The organism is uncultured Litoreibacter sp. (assembly GCF_947487515.1).
Lineage (GTDB): Bacteria > Pseudomonadota > Alphaproteobacteria > Rhodobacterales > Rhodobacteraceae > Litoreibacter.
The window spans coordinates 648,217-661,582 of sequence record NZ_CANKWO010000003.1 but is presented as its reverse complement, the minus strand read 5'-3'; the positions used below and the strand labels follow the sequence as shown (position 1 = coordinate 661,582).

Sequence of the window (13,366 nt, the reverse complement as noted above, 5' to 3'; positions counted from 1 at the left end):
ATTCCTTCAGCTTCAACGCCTGTCCGATTCTTCGGATGATCCGGCTTCTTTGGGGCAGTTTTTTCGGCTTCCACGCCCAAAGAATGCCAAAAAAATCATCAATTGCTGCATTGCGGCGCAAAAAGCTGCCCCCTGCGTCGCCTTCGCTTAAGAAACAGGCCAGAATTAACTTCAAGGCAACGATGCCTGTTCCGGCCAACAACGCCGTTGGCTACCGAATTTATGAGCAACGCCGCTCGATTGTGCATGCACCTCCTCCCGCGTGCGTCAATCGTGCGGCTTTTTGCATTTCCACAGGGACTCAAAAAATGAACACACTCAAATGGCTACTTGCTTCGTCTATTCTTTGCACCAGCCCAGCCATGGCCGAAATGCTGGATCTCGAGAAAGATGAACTGACCTTCGGCTTCATCAAGCTCACTGACATGGCCCCTTTGGCTGTCGCCTATGAAAACGGGTACTTTGAAGACGAGGGCCTATTCGTTCGGCTTGAAGCGCAGGCCAATTGGAAAGTTCTGCTGGATGGCGTCATCGATGGCCAACTGGATGGCGCGCATATGTTGGCGGGCCAGCCGCTCGCCGCGACCATTGGCTACGGCACGAAGGCCCATATCGTAACCCCGTTTTCGATGGACCTGAATGGCAACGGGATCACCGTTTCCAACGATATTTGGGAGCAAATGCGCCCCCATGTCCCGTTGATGGAAGACGGACGCCCCCAACACCCAATTTCAGCGGCGTCTCTTGCTCCGGTGGTAGAAGAATACAAGGACCAAGGCGTTCCGTTCAACATGGGAATGGTGTTTCCGGTCTCCACGCACAACTACGAGTTGCGGTACTGGTTGGCGGCAGGTGGTATTGAACCTGGATACTACTCTCCGGAAGATGTGAGCGGGCAAATCGGGGCAGATGTTTTCCTCAGCGTAACCCCGCCCCCGCAAATGCCTTCCACCATGGAGGCAGGCACAATCTTCGGCTACAGCGTCGGTGAGCCTTGGAACCAACAAGCCGTTTTCAAAGGGATCGGCGTGCCAGTCATCACCGATTATGAACTATGGCGCAACAACCCCGAAAAGGTCTTCGGCCTGTCCGCGGAGTTCACCAAAGAAAACCCCAACACCACCATTGCTTTGACCAAAGCCTTGATCCGCGCTGCGATCTGGCTGGATGAGAACAATAACGCCAACCGTGAAGAAGCCGTCGAAATCCTTGCGCGTTCGGAATATGTTGGGGCCGATGCGGATGTCATCGCCAACTCTATGACCGGCACTTTCGAATATGAAAAAGGCGATGTGCGCGACGTCCCCGACTTCAACGTATTCTTCAGATACAACGCGACCTACCCGTTCTATTCCGATGCGATCTGGTACTTGTCCCAGATGCGCCGTTGGGGGCAAATCGCTGAACCCAAAAGCGACGAATGGTTCGTTGAAACGGCGCAATCCGTCTACCGCCCCGATATCTACTTGCAAGCGGCCCGCTTGCTGGTCGACGAGGAATTGGCAAATGAAGCTGATTTCCCATGGGATAGCGACGGGTTCAAAGCCCCGACCCCTGCAGCAGATGTCATCGACGGTATCGGCTACGACGGGCGCACTCCGAACGCCTATCTAGAGAGCCTGCCGATCGGGCTCAAAGGCGATCAGGTCATCGCAGGGTCCAACATCCAGAACTAAACGCTTCTTCCACCGCGCGCAGAGTTACCGCGCGGTGGAGCCTTCCTCCTTCATCATCTTCTAAGACAGGCTTCAACATGACCGCCATTGATCCAGACAGCATCGAGCAAGAAGCTCGTCGCGCCAGACGCTTCACGCGAATTAACAAAGCAGATGCCTGGTTTCAGGTGTTCGGAGTTGCGTGGCTGACGCCGATCCTGAAAGCGGCCGCAGGGGACAATCCGCGCGGGCAAATGTCGGAGATCTGGCGCCTATTGGGCGTGCCCTTGTTGGCCATCGTAGTGTTCATCACGGCATGGGCCACCTTGGCTCCGACAGTTCACACATCGCTTGGCGCCATCCCCGGCCCCGTGCAAGTGTGGGAACAAGCCGTCAATCTAAACGCCGACGCCGTCCGCGAACGGGGCAAGGAAGCCGCCTTCTACGAACGTCAGGACGCCCGCAACGCCAAGTTGATCGCACAGGGGCGCGAAGACGACATTCGCAGCCGTGTCTACACAGGAAAACCAACCTATTACCAACAGATTTGGACATCTATCAAAACGGTGTTCTTTGGCTTCTTGATCGGCTCCCTCGTTGCCATTCCCTTGGGGATTATGGCGGGGCTGTCCCCGACTGCAAACGCCGCCATCAACCCCATCATTCAAATATTCAAACCCGTCAGCCCGCTGGCGTGGCTTCCCATTGTGACAATGATCGTATCGGCGGCCTATGCCACCAATGACGGCATGTTTTCCAAGTCATTTTTGGTATCAGCCATCACGGTCACCCTGTGCTCTTTGTGGCCTACCTTGATAAACACCGCCCTTGGGGTTTCCTCGATTGATCGCGATCTGGTCAGCGTGTCGAAGGTGCTGAAAATGAGCACATATGCCAAAATCACCAAGCTTGTGCTGCCGTCTGCATTGCCTTTGATTTTCACCGGTCTGCGCCTGTCCCTTGGGGTCGGCTGGATGGTGCTGATCGCCGCCGAAATGCTGGCGCAAAACCCAGGGTTGGGGAAGTTTGTTTGGGATGAATTCCAAAACGGCTCTTCTCAATCCTTGGCAAAGATCATGGTTGCGGTCTTCACCATCGGGATTATCGGCTTCCTTTTGGATCGGGTGATGTTTGCCCTTCAGTCCATGTTCACCTTCACAGAAAACCGGTAGGCCCGCATGAGCATTCTGAAACTCGAAAACGTCTCGAAATCCTTCGGGCAAGGCACCAATCGCATCGATGTCCTGAAGGATGTGAACCTAGAGATCAAAGATGGGGAATTCATCGCGATCTTGGGCTTCTCGGGCACGGGGAAATCGACCCTGATGAATTTGATCGCAGGGCTAGAGATGCCCGACGCCGGCAAGGTCAGCTTCAAAGGGGCCCCGATCACCGGCCCCGGTCCGGAACGCGGATTGGTGTTTCAAAGCTATTCTTTGATGCCGTGGCTGACAGTGGGCGGAAATGTCGGGCTGGCTGTGGACGCGGTCTTCCCAAAGTTGTCTCGCGAAGAGCGGCAGGCAAAAATCGACCACTATGTCGGCATGGTTGGGCTGTCGCATGCGATCTCCCGTCGCCCGTCAGAGCTGTCCGGTGGCATGCGTCAGCGGGTCTCGGTGGCGCGCGCATTGGCCATGACCCCCGAAGTTTTGCTGCTGGACGAGCCGCTGAGTGCTCTGGATGCGTTAACCCGTGCCAATCTCGCAGATGAAATCCTTGATATTTGGGAGACAGAGCGGAAGACCTGCTTGCTGATCACCAATGACGTGGATGAAGCCATCTTGCTGGCGGACCGGATCATCCCGTTGAACCCTGATGGCACCTTGGCTGATCCCGTTGAGGTAAACCTGCCGCGCCCCAGAGATCGTGGGGCGATGAATGACGACGAAGGCTTCAAAACGCTGCGGGCACAGGTGACAAAATACCTGATGGATGTTGGCATTGCCGCGAAGACTGGGGACACGCGTGTTCTTCCAGATGTGACGCCGATCCATTCGGTGCCAGCAGCTGTCAAAGAGGCCCAAAAAGGGGGGATCGAGGACCGCTACCTTGTGTTTTCCAAACTGCATAAAGTTTACCCGACCCCCAAAGGCCCGCTTACGGTTGTGGAGGACTTCAATCTGAAGGTGAACAAAGGCGAATTCATCAGCCTGATTGGCCATTCGGGCTGCGGGAAATCCACGGTTCTGACCATGGCCGCGGGCCTCAACCCAATTTCCAAAGGGGCAATTCGCCTTGATGGCTGGAACGTCGAAGGCGCCGACCCAGAGCGCGCGGTGGTGTTTCAATCGCCCAACCTGTTCCCTTGGTTATCGGCCAAGGAAAACGTCGCCATTGGGGTCGATAAAGTCTACCCACGCGCGTCGCAATCCGAGCGCCAAGACGTCATCGAGTACTACCTTGAACGCGTCGGGTTGGCCGACAGCATGGACAAGCAGGCCTCCAGCATGTCCAACGGCATGAAGCAGCGGGTTGGTATCGCCCGCGCCTTCGCCCTGTCGCCCAAGCTGTTGCTACTGGATGAACCCTTCGGCATGCTCGACAGCCTGACCCGTTGGGAACTGCAAGAGGTTCTGATGGAGGTTTGGTCGCGCACCAAAGTCACCGCCGTTTGTGTCACCCATGACGTTGACGAAGCGATCTTGCTGGCCGACCGCGTGGTGATGATGACCAATGGGCCGCAGGCCACAATCGGCAAGATCACGGATGTAAATCTCCCGCGTCCTCGCACGCGCAAAGCACTGCTCGAGCATCCGGATTACTACAATTACCGCGCAGAAGTTCTCGATTTCCTTGAGGAATATGAGCACGGCGCGAAACCTAAACCCAAACCAGCACTGGCGGCAGAATAATGACCCAGAATCTGATTATCATCGGCGCAGGCATGGCCACAGGCCGCGCATTGGAACATCTTTTAGACAACAACGCAGACGTCAACGTCACGCTGTTCAACGCGGAACCCCGCGGCAACTACAACCGCATCATGTTGTCCCCTGTCCTCGCGGGCGAAAAGACCTACGACGACATCGAAACCCATACCGCCCAGTGGTATAGTGACAACAACGTCACCTGTCGCTTCGGCGAAAAGGTCACCTCGATCAATCGCGCCGAGCGGAGTATCACCGCAGAAAATGGCGAGGTTTTGTTTTACGACAAACTGCTGCTTGGAACGGGATCCAACCCGTTTATGATCCCACTGCCCGGTCACGAGTTAGAAGGTGTTATCGCCTATCGCGACTTGGAGGACACTGAACGCATGATGGGTCTGGGACCCGATAACAAATGTGTGGTCATCGGGGGCGGCCTGCTGGGGCTGGAGGCGGCCGCGGGAATGGCTGCACGCGGCGTCGATGTGACCGTTGTCCATATCATGGGGCACTTGATGGAAAGGCAGTTGGATGAAGCCGCAGGCTACCTGCTGCGCAAGGCGCTTGTAGACAAAGGCATCACGGTCAAATGCTCGGCCAACTCCTCTGAAATTCTTGGCGAAGACGGGCATGTCAAAGCCTTGCGGCTGGACGACGGAACCGAATTGCCCTGCGATTTGCTGGTTATGGCCGTGGGCATCCGCCCCAATGTGGCGCTCGCAGCAGACTCTGATCTGGCGGTGGGAAGGGGCATACATGTGGACGATCACATGGTGACCTCGGACGCGGATATTCTGGCGGTCGGAGAATGTGTCGAGCACAACGGCGCGATTTTCGGCCTTGTGGCACCGCTGTATGACCAAGCCAAGGTCGCGGCGTCGACTTTGATGGGACAAGAGGCCCAGTTCGTCCAAAAGGAACTATCCACCAAGCTGAAAGTAACCGGCTGCGATCTGTTCAGCGCTGGCGACTTCGCAGAAGGTGAGGGCCGTGAAGACATCGTGTTTCGCGACCCTGCCCGCGGGGTTTACCGGCGCTTGGTCATTGCCAACAATCAGGTGATCGGGGTGGTGATGTATGGCGACACCGCAGACAGCAACTGGTTCTTCGGATTAATCCGCGACAAGGTCGACATCACGGACATGCGCGACACGTTGATTTTCGGACCTGCGTTCCAAGGGGGAACCCCTTCGGACCCGCTCTTAGCCGTTGCAGCCTTACCGCGTGATGCGGAGATTTGTGGCTGCAACGGCATTTGCAAAGGGCAAATTGAGGACGCCATCGCCGCCGGAGCATCCGACCTAAACGCGATCAAATCCACAACCAAGGCCTCCGCGTCCTGCGGCACCTGCACCGGATTGGTGGAACAAGTGCTGGCTGTCACCTTGGGGGATGACTTTGTTGTCCCTGCCGCTGCTTCCATCTGCGGCTGCACCGACATGACCCATGAAGACGTGCGGCGCATGATCAAGAGCCAAAGCCTGAAATCAATGCCCGCTGTATGGCAGGAATGCGGGTGGAAGACATCTTGCGGTTGTCACATTTGCCGCCCTGCATTGAACTACTATCTGTTGTCGGACTGGCCGCTGGACTACCTTGATGATCCGCAATCGCGTTTCGTCAACGAACGTAAACATGCCAATATCCAAAAAGACGGCACCTTTAGCGTCGTGCCGCGAATGTGGGGCGGGATTACCACCCCAGACGAACTTCGTGCGATTGCCGATGCCGCCGACAAATTCGAGGTGCCAACGGTGAAGGTGACCGGCGGACAACGCATCGACCTGTTGGGCGTCAAAGGCGAAGATCTTCCAGAAATCTGGAGCGACCTGAACAAGGCTGGCATGGTCTCGGGGCATGCGTATTCCAAAGGTCTGCGTACGGTGAAAACCTGCGTCGGTACAGATCATTGCCGGTTTGGCACACAAGACAGCACCGGTTTGGGGATCAAGCTGGAGAAAATACTCTGGGGCTCGTGGACGCCTCACAAGTTGAAACTGGCTGTCTCTGGATGCCCCCGAAACTGCGCCGAGGCGACCTGCAAAGACATTGGCATCGTTTGTGTCGACAGCGGCTTTCAAATCAGCATCGGCGGGGCCGCGGGCATGGATGTGCGCGAAACACAGCCCTTGTGTCAGGTCCCCACAGAAGAGGACGTGATAGAGGTCGTCAAGGCCGTCACTCAGTCCTACCGAGAGAACGCCAAATATCTTGACCGCATCTACAAGTGGATGGCGAAGGTCGGACTTGAATGGATTCAAGAGCAGATCAACGATCGCGACACCCGTGCTGCCCTTGCCGCACGATTTGACCTGTCCCAAACAGTCTATCGCAAAGACCCATGGGCACAGCATGTCGCCAAAGACGACGCCTACCACCCCCTTACAGACTTAGCCTTGGAGGCCGCGGAATGAGCCAATGGATCGAAATATCCGCCCTTGATGCCATCCCGCAACGCGGCGCGCGCTTGGTAAAAACCCCCCTCGGGTGCGTGGCGGTTTTCCGCACCGCCACGGATGAGGTTTACGCCTTGGACAATGCCTGCCCCCACAAAGGCGGCCCTTTGGCTGACGGTATCGTGCACGGCACACAGGTGACTTGCCCGCTGCACAATTGGGTCATCTCACTGGAGACAGGCATGGCCCAAGGCGCAGATGAAGGGCAAGTCGCGACCTACCGCGCAAAGGTCACAGACGGGCGCATCTATCTGGACACCGAGTTTTTGCAACACAGGGCGGTCGCATGACTTTGACCAAAACCGTGTGCCCCTATTGCGGGGTTGGTTGCGGCATTCTTGCGGGCCCAGATGGCACCATTAAAGGCGACCCTGACCATCCGGCCAACTTTGGCAGGCTGTGCTCCAAAGGCACGGCACTGGGGGACACCATCGACCTTGAAGGTCGCCTTCTTGCTCCTCAGGTAAACGGGGCAGAGGCCACATGGGATGCTGCTTTGGATAGGGTGGCAGAAAAATTTAGCGCTGCGATCCGTGATCATGGCCCAGATAGCGTGGCGTTCTATGTCTCGGGCCAACTGCTTACCGAAGATTACTACGTCGCGAATAAACTGATGAAAGGTTTCATTGGATCGGCAAATATTGACACGAATTCAAGACTTTGCATGGCCTCATCGGTAGCAGGGCACAAGCGCGCCTTTGGGTCGGACACCGTCCCGGGCACCTATGAGGACTTGGAAGAGGCCGACTTGATCGTTCTGGTGGGTTCCAACTTGGCGTGGTGCCACCCCGTGCTTCATCAACGGATTGAAGCGGCGAAGAGTGCCCGTCCGTCGCTTACGGTCGTCAATGTTGATCCACGCAAAACCGCTACATCCGCGATCGCGGACCACCATTTGAGGATCCTGCCCGACGGCGACATCCCATTGTTTAACGGGCTGTTGGCCCATCTGGTCGCAACGGGGAAAACCGATGCTGACTTTCTCCAAGCTCATGTTTCGGGCAGCCCAGAGGCCATTGCACAGGCCAACCTGAGCGATCCGTTGCAAAGTGGCTTGTCCGCCAGCGAGCTTGCGCATTTCTACCAGCTTTGGGCGGAGACCAAAAAGGTCGTTACCGTCTATTCGCAAGGGGTGAACCAGTCTGGATGCGGCACCGATAAGGTCAATTCGATTTTGAATTGCCACCTCGCCACAGGGCGAATTGGGCAACGCGGATGTGGGCCGTTTTCGGTTACCGGTCAGCCCAATGCCATGGGCGGGCGTGAAGTGGGCGGCCTTGCCAATATGCTCGCCAATCATCTGGACATCGAGAACGCCGAACACCGCGACTGTGTTCAAAAGTTTTGGGCCAGCCCAAATATCCCAACCGCTGCTGGGTTGAAGGCTGTCGATCTGTTCGACGCCTGCGCATCTGGAAAAATCAAAGCCCTTTGGGTCATGTCGACCAACCCTGCCGTCAGCTTGCCAGATGCGGACCAAGTGGCAAGGGCTATCTCAAACGTGCCCTTTGTGGCCGTGTCTGACATCATGGCCCAGACCGATACCGGCGATCTTGCCGATGTGCTTTTGCCCGCCACTGGCTGGGGAGAGAAGGACGGCACTGTCACCAACTCAGAGCGCCGCATCTCGCGCCAACGCGCGTTCCTCCCTGCCCCTAAAGATACGCGCCCCGACTGGAAAATAATATGTGACGTGGCATCGCGCATGGGCTGGTCCAAAGCCTTCAACTTTGAGACCCCAGCACAGATATTCGCCGAGTATGTTGCCCTGTCGTCCGCCACCTCTGATTTCGGACGGGATCTGGATTTGAGCATCTTTGCCGATGTGGATTACGCAAATTTGATCCCCACCCAATGGCCGCAGGAGGGCAAACGTTTCTTTGCTGATGGCGATTTCTACCACTCTGATGGCAAGGCACGCATGCTGCCGATTCAGGACCCCACACCTGTGGAACGCACCGCCTTTACGCTCAACACTGGGCGCAATCGTGACCAATGGCACACGATGTCACGCAGCGGGAAGGCTCCGAAACTGGGGGCGCATCTGGCAGAACCCTATGCGGAAATTCATCCCCAAGACGCAGATCAATTGAAGGTCGGCACCGGAGACCTGCTTGAAGTGAGCAGCCCCCACGGCGCGTCAATTCTTCGCGCGTTGATCACCGAACGCACTGCGAAAGGCCAGTTGTTCGCCCCCATTCACTGGACGCGGCAGCACAGCAGTGCCAGCTGGGTAAATGCGGTAATTCCCCCCGCCGTCGACCCTGTTTCAGGTCAACCTGCAACCAAGATCGCTCAGGTGGCGCTGCGCAAATACCCCGCCCAGTGGTTTGCTTTCGCGGCGGTGCTCGACAAACCCCAAGCAACGGCCAGCTATTCCGCGATCGCGCGGTCGCTGACAGGCTGGCAAGCAGAGTACGCAGGTCTTTCGCATCCTCAAGATTGGGAAGGATTGGCGCGGGGATTGCTAGGAGGGGACCTAGGGGTTGCCTCAGAAATGTGCGACCGCCGAAGCGGGCAAACCCGCATCGCCTTTCACGATGGCGAACTGCTAAAGGGATTGTTCTTCGCAGGCCCTACTCCGGTCACTTTGGCGCGCACTCAAGCGATATCGCTTATTGGCACTCAAACCCCATCGCTCCGTGCCCTCGCGGGGCGTGGTGATATTGATCAACCCGACCCCGGCCCTATTGTTTGCGCCTGCATGAACGTCGGGATCAACACAATCCACGGGGCCATTGCATCAGGGGCCGACGGCATCGACGCATTGGGGGCCGCGACCTGCGCGGGGACCAACTGCGGGTCTTGCAAGCCAGAGTTGGCCAATCTTCTCAGCAGCGCCCGCCTCCCTATGGTGGCAGAATGAGCCTCGCGCCGTTTGTTCGCATCGTTGCCCAAGGCAAAGGCCGCGCCCGCGCCATGACGCAGGACGAAGCCGCGCAAGCAATGGAGTTGATCTTATCCGGAAATGCGGCGCCCGAAGCCGTGGGCGCGCTTCTTATGGTCTTGCGACTGCGAGGGGAGACCGCATGCGAAATCGCAGGGTTCACTGCCGCCCTGCGCGCGGCTTCCCCTCAGGCGGTAACGGCGGATTTGGACTGGCCTTGCTACGCCGCAGGCCGCACACGCGGAGCCCCGCTTTTTCTTCTGGCCGCCAAGCTTGTGGCACAGGCTGGCTACCGCGTGGCCCTGCACGGATGGAATTCGCATCAAAGCCAAGGGGCTGATCCCCGGCACGTTTTGAACAAGTTGCAGCTTGAAGGTGATGGGCTAACCTATCTGCCGCTCGAGACCGTCAGCCCGCAAGCCTTTCATCTGTTGAGGCTGCGAGACACCTTTGGTCTAAGAAGTTGCATAAACACCGTGTTGCGAATGTGGAACCCGACCGCAGCATCAGCATCGGTGCAAGGGGTGTTTCACCCGTCTTACCGCGGGTTGCAGTCACGGGCCGCACATCTGCTGGGGGATCGGAACCTCACCGTCATCAAGGGCGGCGGCGGCGAATTCGAACGCAATCCGGCAAAAGACATCGCGGTTTTTGGGCTTCGAAACGGGATCGAGCTGAATGAACGCGCCGTGGCCAGCTGCGCGGGCAGCCGACCTTTGCCCTCTGCCTGCGCGGTTGATCTGGGCGCGCTCTGGAGCGGCGCACAAACCGACGCTTTCGCGAAGGATGTTGTCATCGGCACGGCGGCGCTGGCTTTGTGGACCTTGGATGCAGCCCCCACAATCCCCGAAGCTTCGGCCATTGCGACAGAAATCTGGGCTGACCGTCACCCGAAAATCAGGAGCGCCAGATGAAAACCTTTCCCATGTTCTTGAAAATGCAGGGACGTCGCGTCGTCATTGTTGGGGGCGGAGAGCAAGCCGCTCAAAAGTGCCGCCTGATCCTAAAGACCGAAGCCGCGATTACCATATTGGCCCCTGCGCTAGACCCCGAGCTATCCGACCTTTTCAATGAAGCGCGCATCGATTGGAACAGCGCCCCCATTTCGTCCTCTCATTTCTCCGACGCGGCCCTCGTGTTCATCGCGACCGGCTGCCCTGCGATTGATGCCAGCTTACATGCGTTGGCCAAATGCGCGGGCGCGACGGTTAACGTAGTTGATCAACCGCATTTATGCGACGCATACACGCCTTCAATCGTTGATCGCTCGCCGGTTGTGGTGGCTATTGGCACTGAAGGGACCGCGCCGGTTCTCGCGCGCCAGATCAAAACACGCGTTGAAGAAATTCTAGAACCTCGGCTGGGCGAACTGGCGGCCCTTGCAGGTCGATTGCGCGCACGTGCCTATGACCGACTGTCCCCGCGTGCCCGTCGTGATCTGTGGCGTTGGGTCTTTGCGGGGCCTGCTCGAAAGGCGCATGCCCGCGGCAGTGAACGCGAAGCCGCACGGATCATCAAACAAGCGATCGACACCGCAAACTTTGGGCCCGAGCAGTCAGGCTCCGTCACATTGATAGAGGCCGATCCCGACGCAAAAGACCTGATCACATTGCGCGCGGTGCAGCGCTTGCAAGAAGCAGATGTCATCTTTTATGACCGCGCGTTGCCCCAAGACATACTTGACCTTGCGCGGCGCGATGCCGAACGCGTTGTCATCACCCCTGCATTGGCGACAGCCGAGCTGTCACAAGCAAACACATCGGGCGTTTTGCTGGCCGCCGCGCGGCAAGGGAAGCGTGTTGTCAGGGTGCAGTGCGGCGGCACAGATGATGCGTCTAAAGTCGCCACGGATATATTCGCGGCCAACGGAATTCCCTTGGAAATTGTGCCCAGCGTGGCCAGCCAAACGATCAAACCCAAAGGATGCTCGCAATTGCATAAAGAGCTTACATATGAACGCCCTGCGGTTCTTTCATCAAGCTAGGGCCCAAAAACCGGTGACGAAAATTTCGCGCTAGGTCATCGCCTTTGCAACGAAGCGTAATCGCGTAACAAAGGCACACGGCGTGGCCTAAAACTGCGCCCGTTCAGAGAGGCCTGTTCGATCCTCGACGCATTGAACAGCCGCCAATCCTTACGCATGCAGCACCAAACCAGCACAATTAGCGCACGGTCTGAATAGCTGATGCCAAGCGGCCAGACCTCGCGCTCTGTGACGCAATCCTTGAGGTCCCTGTACCGCACGTTCAACGCCAGTTCTTCCCAACAAGCACGACGCAATAACGCCATGTCTACATCCAGCTTAAACTCCGCAGGTGGGGCTCTGAAACTTCGCAGAACGGTGTGCATCGCTTGGCGTGACTGCCGGTCAGCCAATGTCGCGATGATCCGCGCAAGAGCCGAGCGACCGGCAGCCTCCAACGTCGCGTCACCAGTATGCGACAGATCCCCTACGGCAAGGACAAGCGCCTCGATCTCGAGTTGCGAAAAGCTTTGCGGGGGCAAGGCAGGATCTTCCGTCAACCGGTATCCGACCCCCGCTTCCCCATCGATCAAAGCACCGCCTGCGCGCAATGTAGCAATGTCCCGATACAACTGCCGAGGCGACACGCCTGTCTCGGTCGCCAGCCGCGCAGCCGTGACAGGCGCCGGTAAACGGCGCAGCGCATCCATAAGGCGCATAAGGCGATCAGTTCGGGCCATACTGACGTAATCTGTCAGCAGGCCTCAGCTAGATCAAGGCATAACGTAATTTCAGGATACCCGCTAAATGCCGACACTTTATCACGCCCCGAACACTCGCTCGACGTCGATCCTTCACTTGATCGAAGAAATGGGCATCGCCGATCAGATCGACGTGCTCAAGGTTAATATTGTCCGAGAAGTTGACACAGAAGCGGCCGATACCCGCAATCCTCATCCCGAAAAGAAAGTGCCCTATTTGATCGACGGCGAGGACCATCTGCGTGAACGTGGAGCAATCGTCACCTATTTGACCGATATGTTTCCCGACACAGGGCTGGGCCGACCCGTGGGGCATCCTCAACGAGGGGAATTTCTAAGCTGGCTGTTCTATTACCAAGGCGTGGTGGAACCTGTTCTGCTTCTCTCTTCGGCCAAGATCGAACACCCGCTTTTGCACGAGACCTTTCGCGACATGGACGCTGTGACTGCAAGTTTGACGACTGCCTTGGCGCATCAACCCTACCTTCTTGGAGAGGATTACTCCGCGGTCGACCTGTTGCTTTCCAGCCCTTTCCACTGGTTGCCTGACGCCGTTCCACCGCTGCCGCCAATTCAAGACTGGATCAAGCGATGCGCCAACCGTCCAGCGCTGGCTAAAGTGATGCAAAAAGAGGGCGCGAACACCCAAGCCTAGTCACCGATACGCGAGGGATCCCTTCGGCTTGGCCGCATGCACATCTCGATCAAAGCCGTTGCATTCCAAATGACATACGCCCCATCTTTTGGATGGGGCGTATGCGCGTAGGATCACGGGGC

General features: G+C 57.3%; 10 protein-coding genes. 9 read left to right on the top strand and 1 reads right to left on the bottom strand.

Going from position 1 to position 13,366, the window contains the following annotated elements; all coding sequences use genetic code 11:
• Window positions 1–308 precede the first annotated feature (308 nt).
• The 8 genes from Q0746_RS13185 to Q0746_RS13150 all read left to right on the top strand — a co-directional run bounded on the left by Q0746_RS13185 (window position 309) and on the right by Q0746_RS13150 (window position 11,849).
• Window positions 309–1,676 (top strand): CmpA/NrtA family ABC transporter substrate-binding protein, encoded by a 1,368-nt coding sequence (locus tag Q0746_RS13185; protein WP_298260989.1) that lies wholly within the window; start codon window positions 309–311, stop codon window positions 1,674–1,676.
• A gap of 77 nt (window positions 1,677–1,753) precedes the next feature.
• The gene (locus tag Q0746_RS13180; RefSeq protein WP_298260987.1) at window positions 1,754–2,827 is read left to right on the top strand and encodes an ABC transporter permease; all 1,074 of its coding nucleotides are present in this window, start codon (window positions 1,754–1,756) and stop codon (window positions 2,825–2,827) included.
• Window positions 2,828–2,833: 6 nt separating this feature from the next.
• Window positions 2,834–4,507, top strand: coding sequence for an ABC transporter ATP-binding protein (locus Q0746_RS13175; protein WP_298260984.1), 1,674 nt, complete (start codon window positions 2,834–2,836; stop codon window positions 4,505–4,507).
• Window positions 4,507–6,936 carry a nitrite reductase large subunit NirB gene (gene nirB / locus Q0746_RS13170; protein ID WP_298260982.1) on the top strand — a complete coding sequence of 810 codons (2,430 nt, stop codon included), beginning with the start codon at window positions 4,507–4,509 and terminating at the stop codon, window positions 6,934–6,936. The genes Q0746_RS13175 and nirB overlap by 1 nt, the downstream gene beginning before the upstream one ends.
• Window positions 6,933–7,268: a nitrite reductase small subunit NirD gene (gene nirD / locus Q0746_RS13165; RefSeq protein WP_298260980.1), complete on the top strand. Its 336-nt coding sequence runs from the start codon at window positions 6,933–6,935 to the stop codon at window positions 7,266–7,268. The genes nirB and nirD overlap by 4 nt, the downstream gene beginning before the upstream one ends.
• Window positions 7,265–9,844, top strand: a complete 2,580-nt coding sequence (locus Q0746_RS13160; RefSeq protein ID WP_298260978.1) for a nitrate reductase — start codon at window positions 7,265–7,267, stop codon at window positions 9,842–9,844. The genes nirD and Q0746_RS13160 overlap by 4 nt, the downstream gene beginning before the upstream one ends.
• Window positions 9,841–10,779: a glycosyl transferase family protein gene (locus Q0746_RS13155; RefSeq protein ID WP_298260976.1), complete on the top strand. Its 939-nt coding sequence runs from the start codon at window positions 9,841–9,843 to the stop codon at window positions 10,777–10,779. Before Q0746_RS13160 ends, Q0746_RS13155 begins: the two co-directional genes overlap by 4 nt.
• Window positions 10,776–11,849, top strand: a complete 1,074-nt coding sequence (locus Q0746_RS13150; protein WP_298260974.1) for an NAD(P)-dependent oxidoreductase — start codon at window positions 10,776–10,778, stop codon at window positions 11,847–11,849. The genes Q0746_RS13155 and Q0746_RS13150 overlap by 4 nt, the downstream gene beginning before the upstream one ends.
• Window positions 11,850–11,884: 35 nt before the next feature.
• On the opposite strand, the gene Q0746_RS13145 is transcribed toward Q0746_RS13150, so the two are convergent.
• Window positions 11,885–12,568, bottom strand: coding sequence for a WYL domain-containing protein (locus Q0746_RS13145; RefSeq protein ID WP_298260972.1), 684 nt, complete (start codon window positions 12,566–12,568; stop codon window positions 11,885–11,887).
• Window positions 12,569–12,635: 67 nt separating this feature from the next.
• Between Q0746_RS13145 and Q0746_RS13140 the strand changes: the two genes are divergently transcribed.
• Window positions 12,636–13,244, top strand: a complete 609-nt coding sequence (locus tag Q0746_RS13140; RefSeq protein ID WP_298260970.1) for a glutathione S-transferase family protein — start codon at window positions 12,636–12,638, stop codon at window positions 13,242–13,244.
• Window positions 13,245–13,366: the final 122 nt, after the last annotated feature.

Bases quoted from the DNA above. Each gene is read 5' to 3' on its own strand.
- Q0746_RS13155 (WP_298260976.1), top strand. From the start codon at position 9,841: ATGAGCCTCGCGCCGTTTGTTCGCATCGTTGCCCAAGGCAAAGGCCGC.
- Q0746_RS13150 (WP_298260974.1), top strand. From the start codon at position 10,776: ATGAAAACCTTTCCCATGTTCTTGAAAATGCAGGGACGTCGCGTCGTC.
- nirB (WP_298260982.1), top strand. From the start codon at position 4,507: ATGACCCAGAATCTGATTATCATCGGCGCAGGCATGGCCACAGGCCGC.
- Q0746_RS13180 (WP_298260987.1), top strand. From the start codon at position 1,754: ATGACCGCCATTGATCCAGACAGCATCGAGCAAGAAGCTCGTCGCGCC.
- nirD (WP_298260980.1), top strand. From the start codon at position 6,933: ATGAGCCAATGGATCGAAATATCCGCCCTTGATGCCATCCCGCAACGC.
- Q0746_RS13175 (WP_298260984.1), top strand. From the start codon at position 2,834: ATGAGCATTCTGAAACTCGAAAACGTCTCGAAATCCTTCGGGCAAGGC.
- Q0746_RS13140 (WP_298260970.1), top strand. From the start codon at position 12,636: ATGCCGACACTTTATCACGCCCCGAACACTCGCTCGACGTCGATCCTT.
- Q0746_RS13145 (WP_298260972.1), bottom strand. From the start codon at position 12,568: ATGGCCCGAACTGATCGCCTTATGCGCCTTATGGATGCGCTGCGCCGT.
- Q0746_RS13160 (WP_298260978.1), top strand. From the start codon at position 7,265: ATGACTTTGACCAAAACCGTGTGCCCCTATTGCGGGGTTGGTTGCGGC.
- Q0746_RS13185 (WP_298260989.1), top strand. From the start codon at position 309: ATGAACACACTCAAATGGCTACTTGCTTCGTCTATTCTTTGCACCAGC.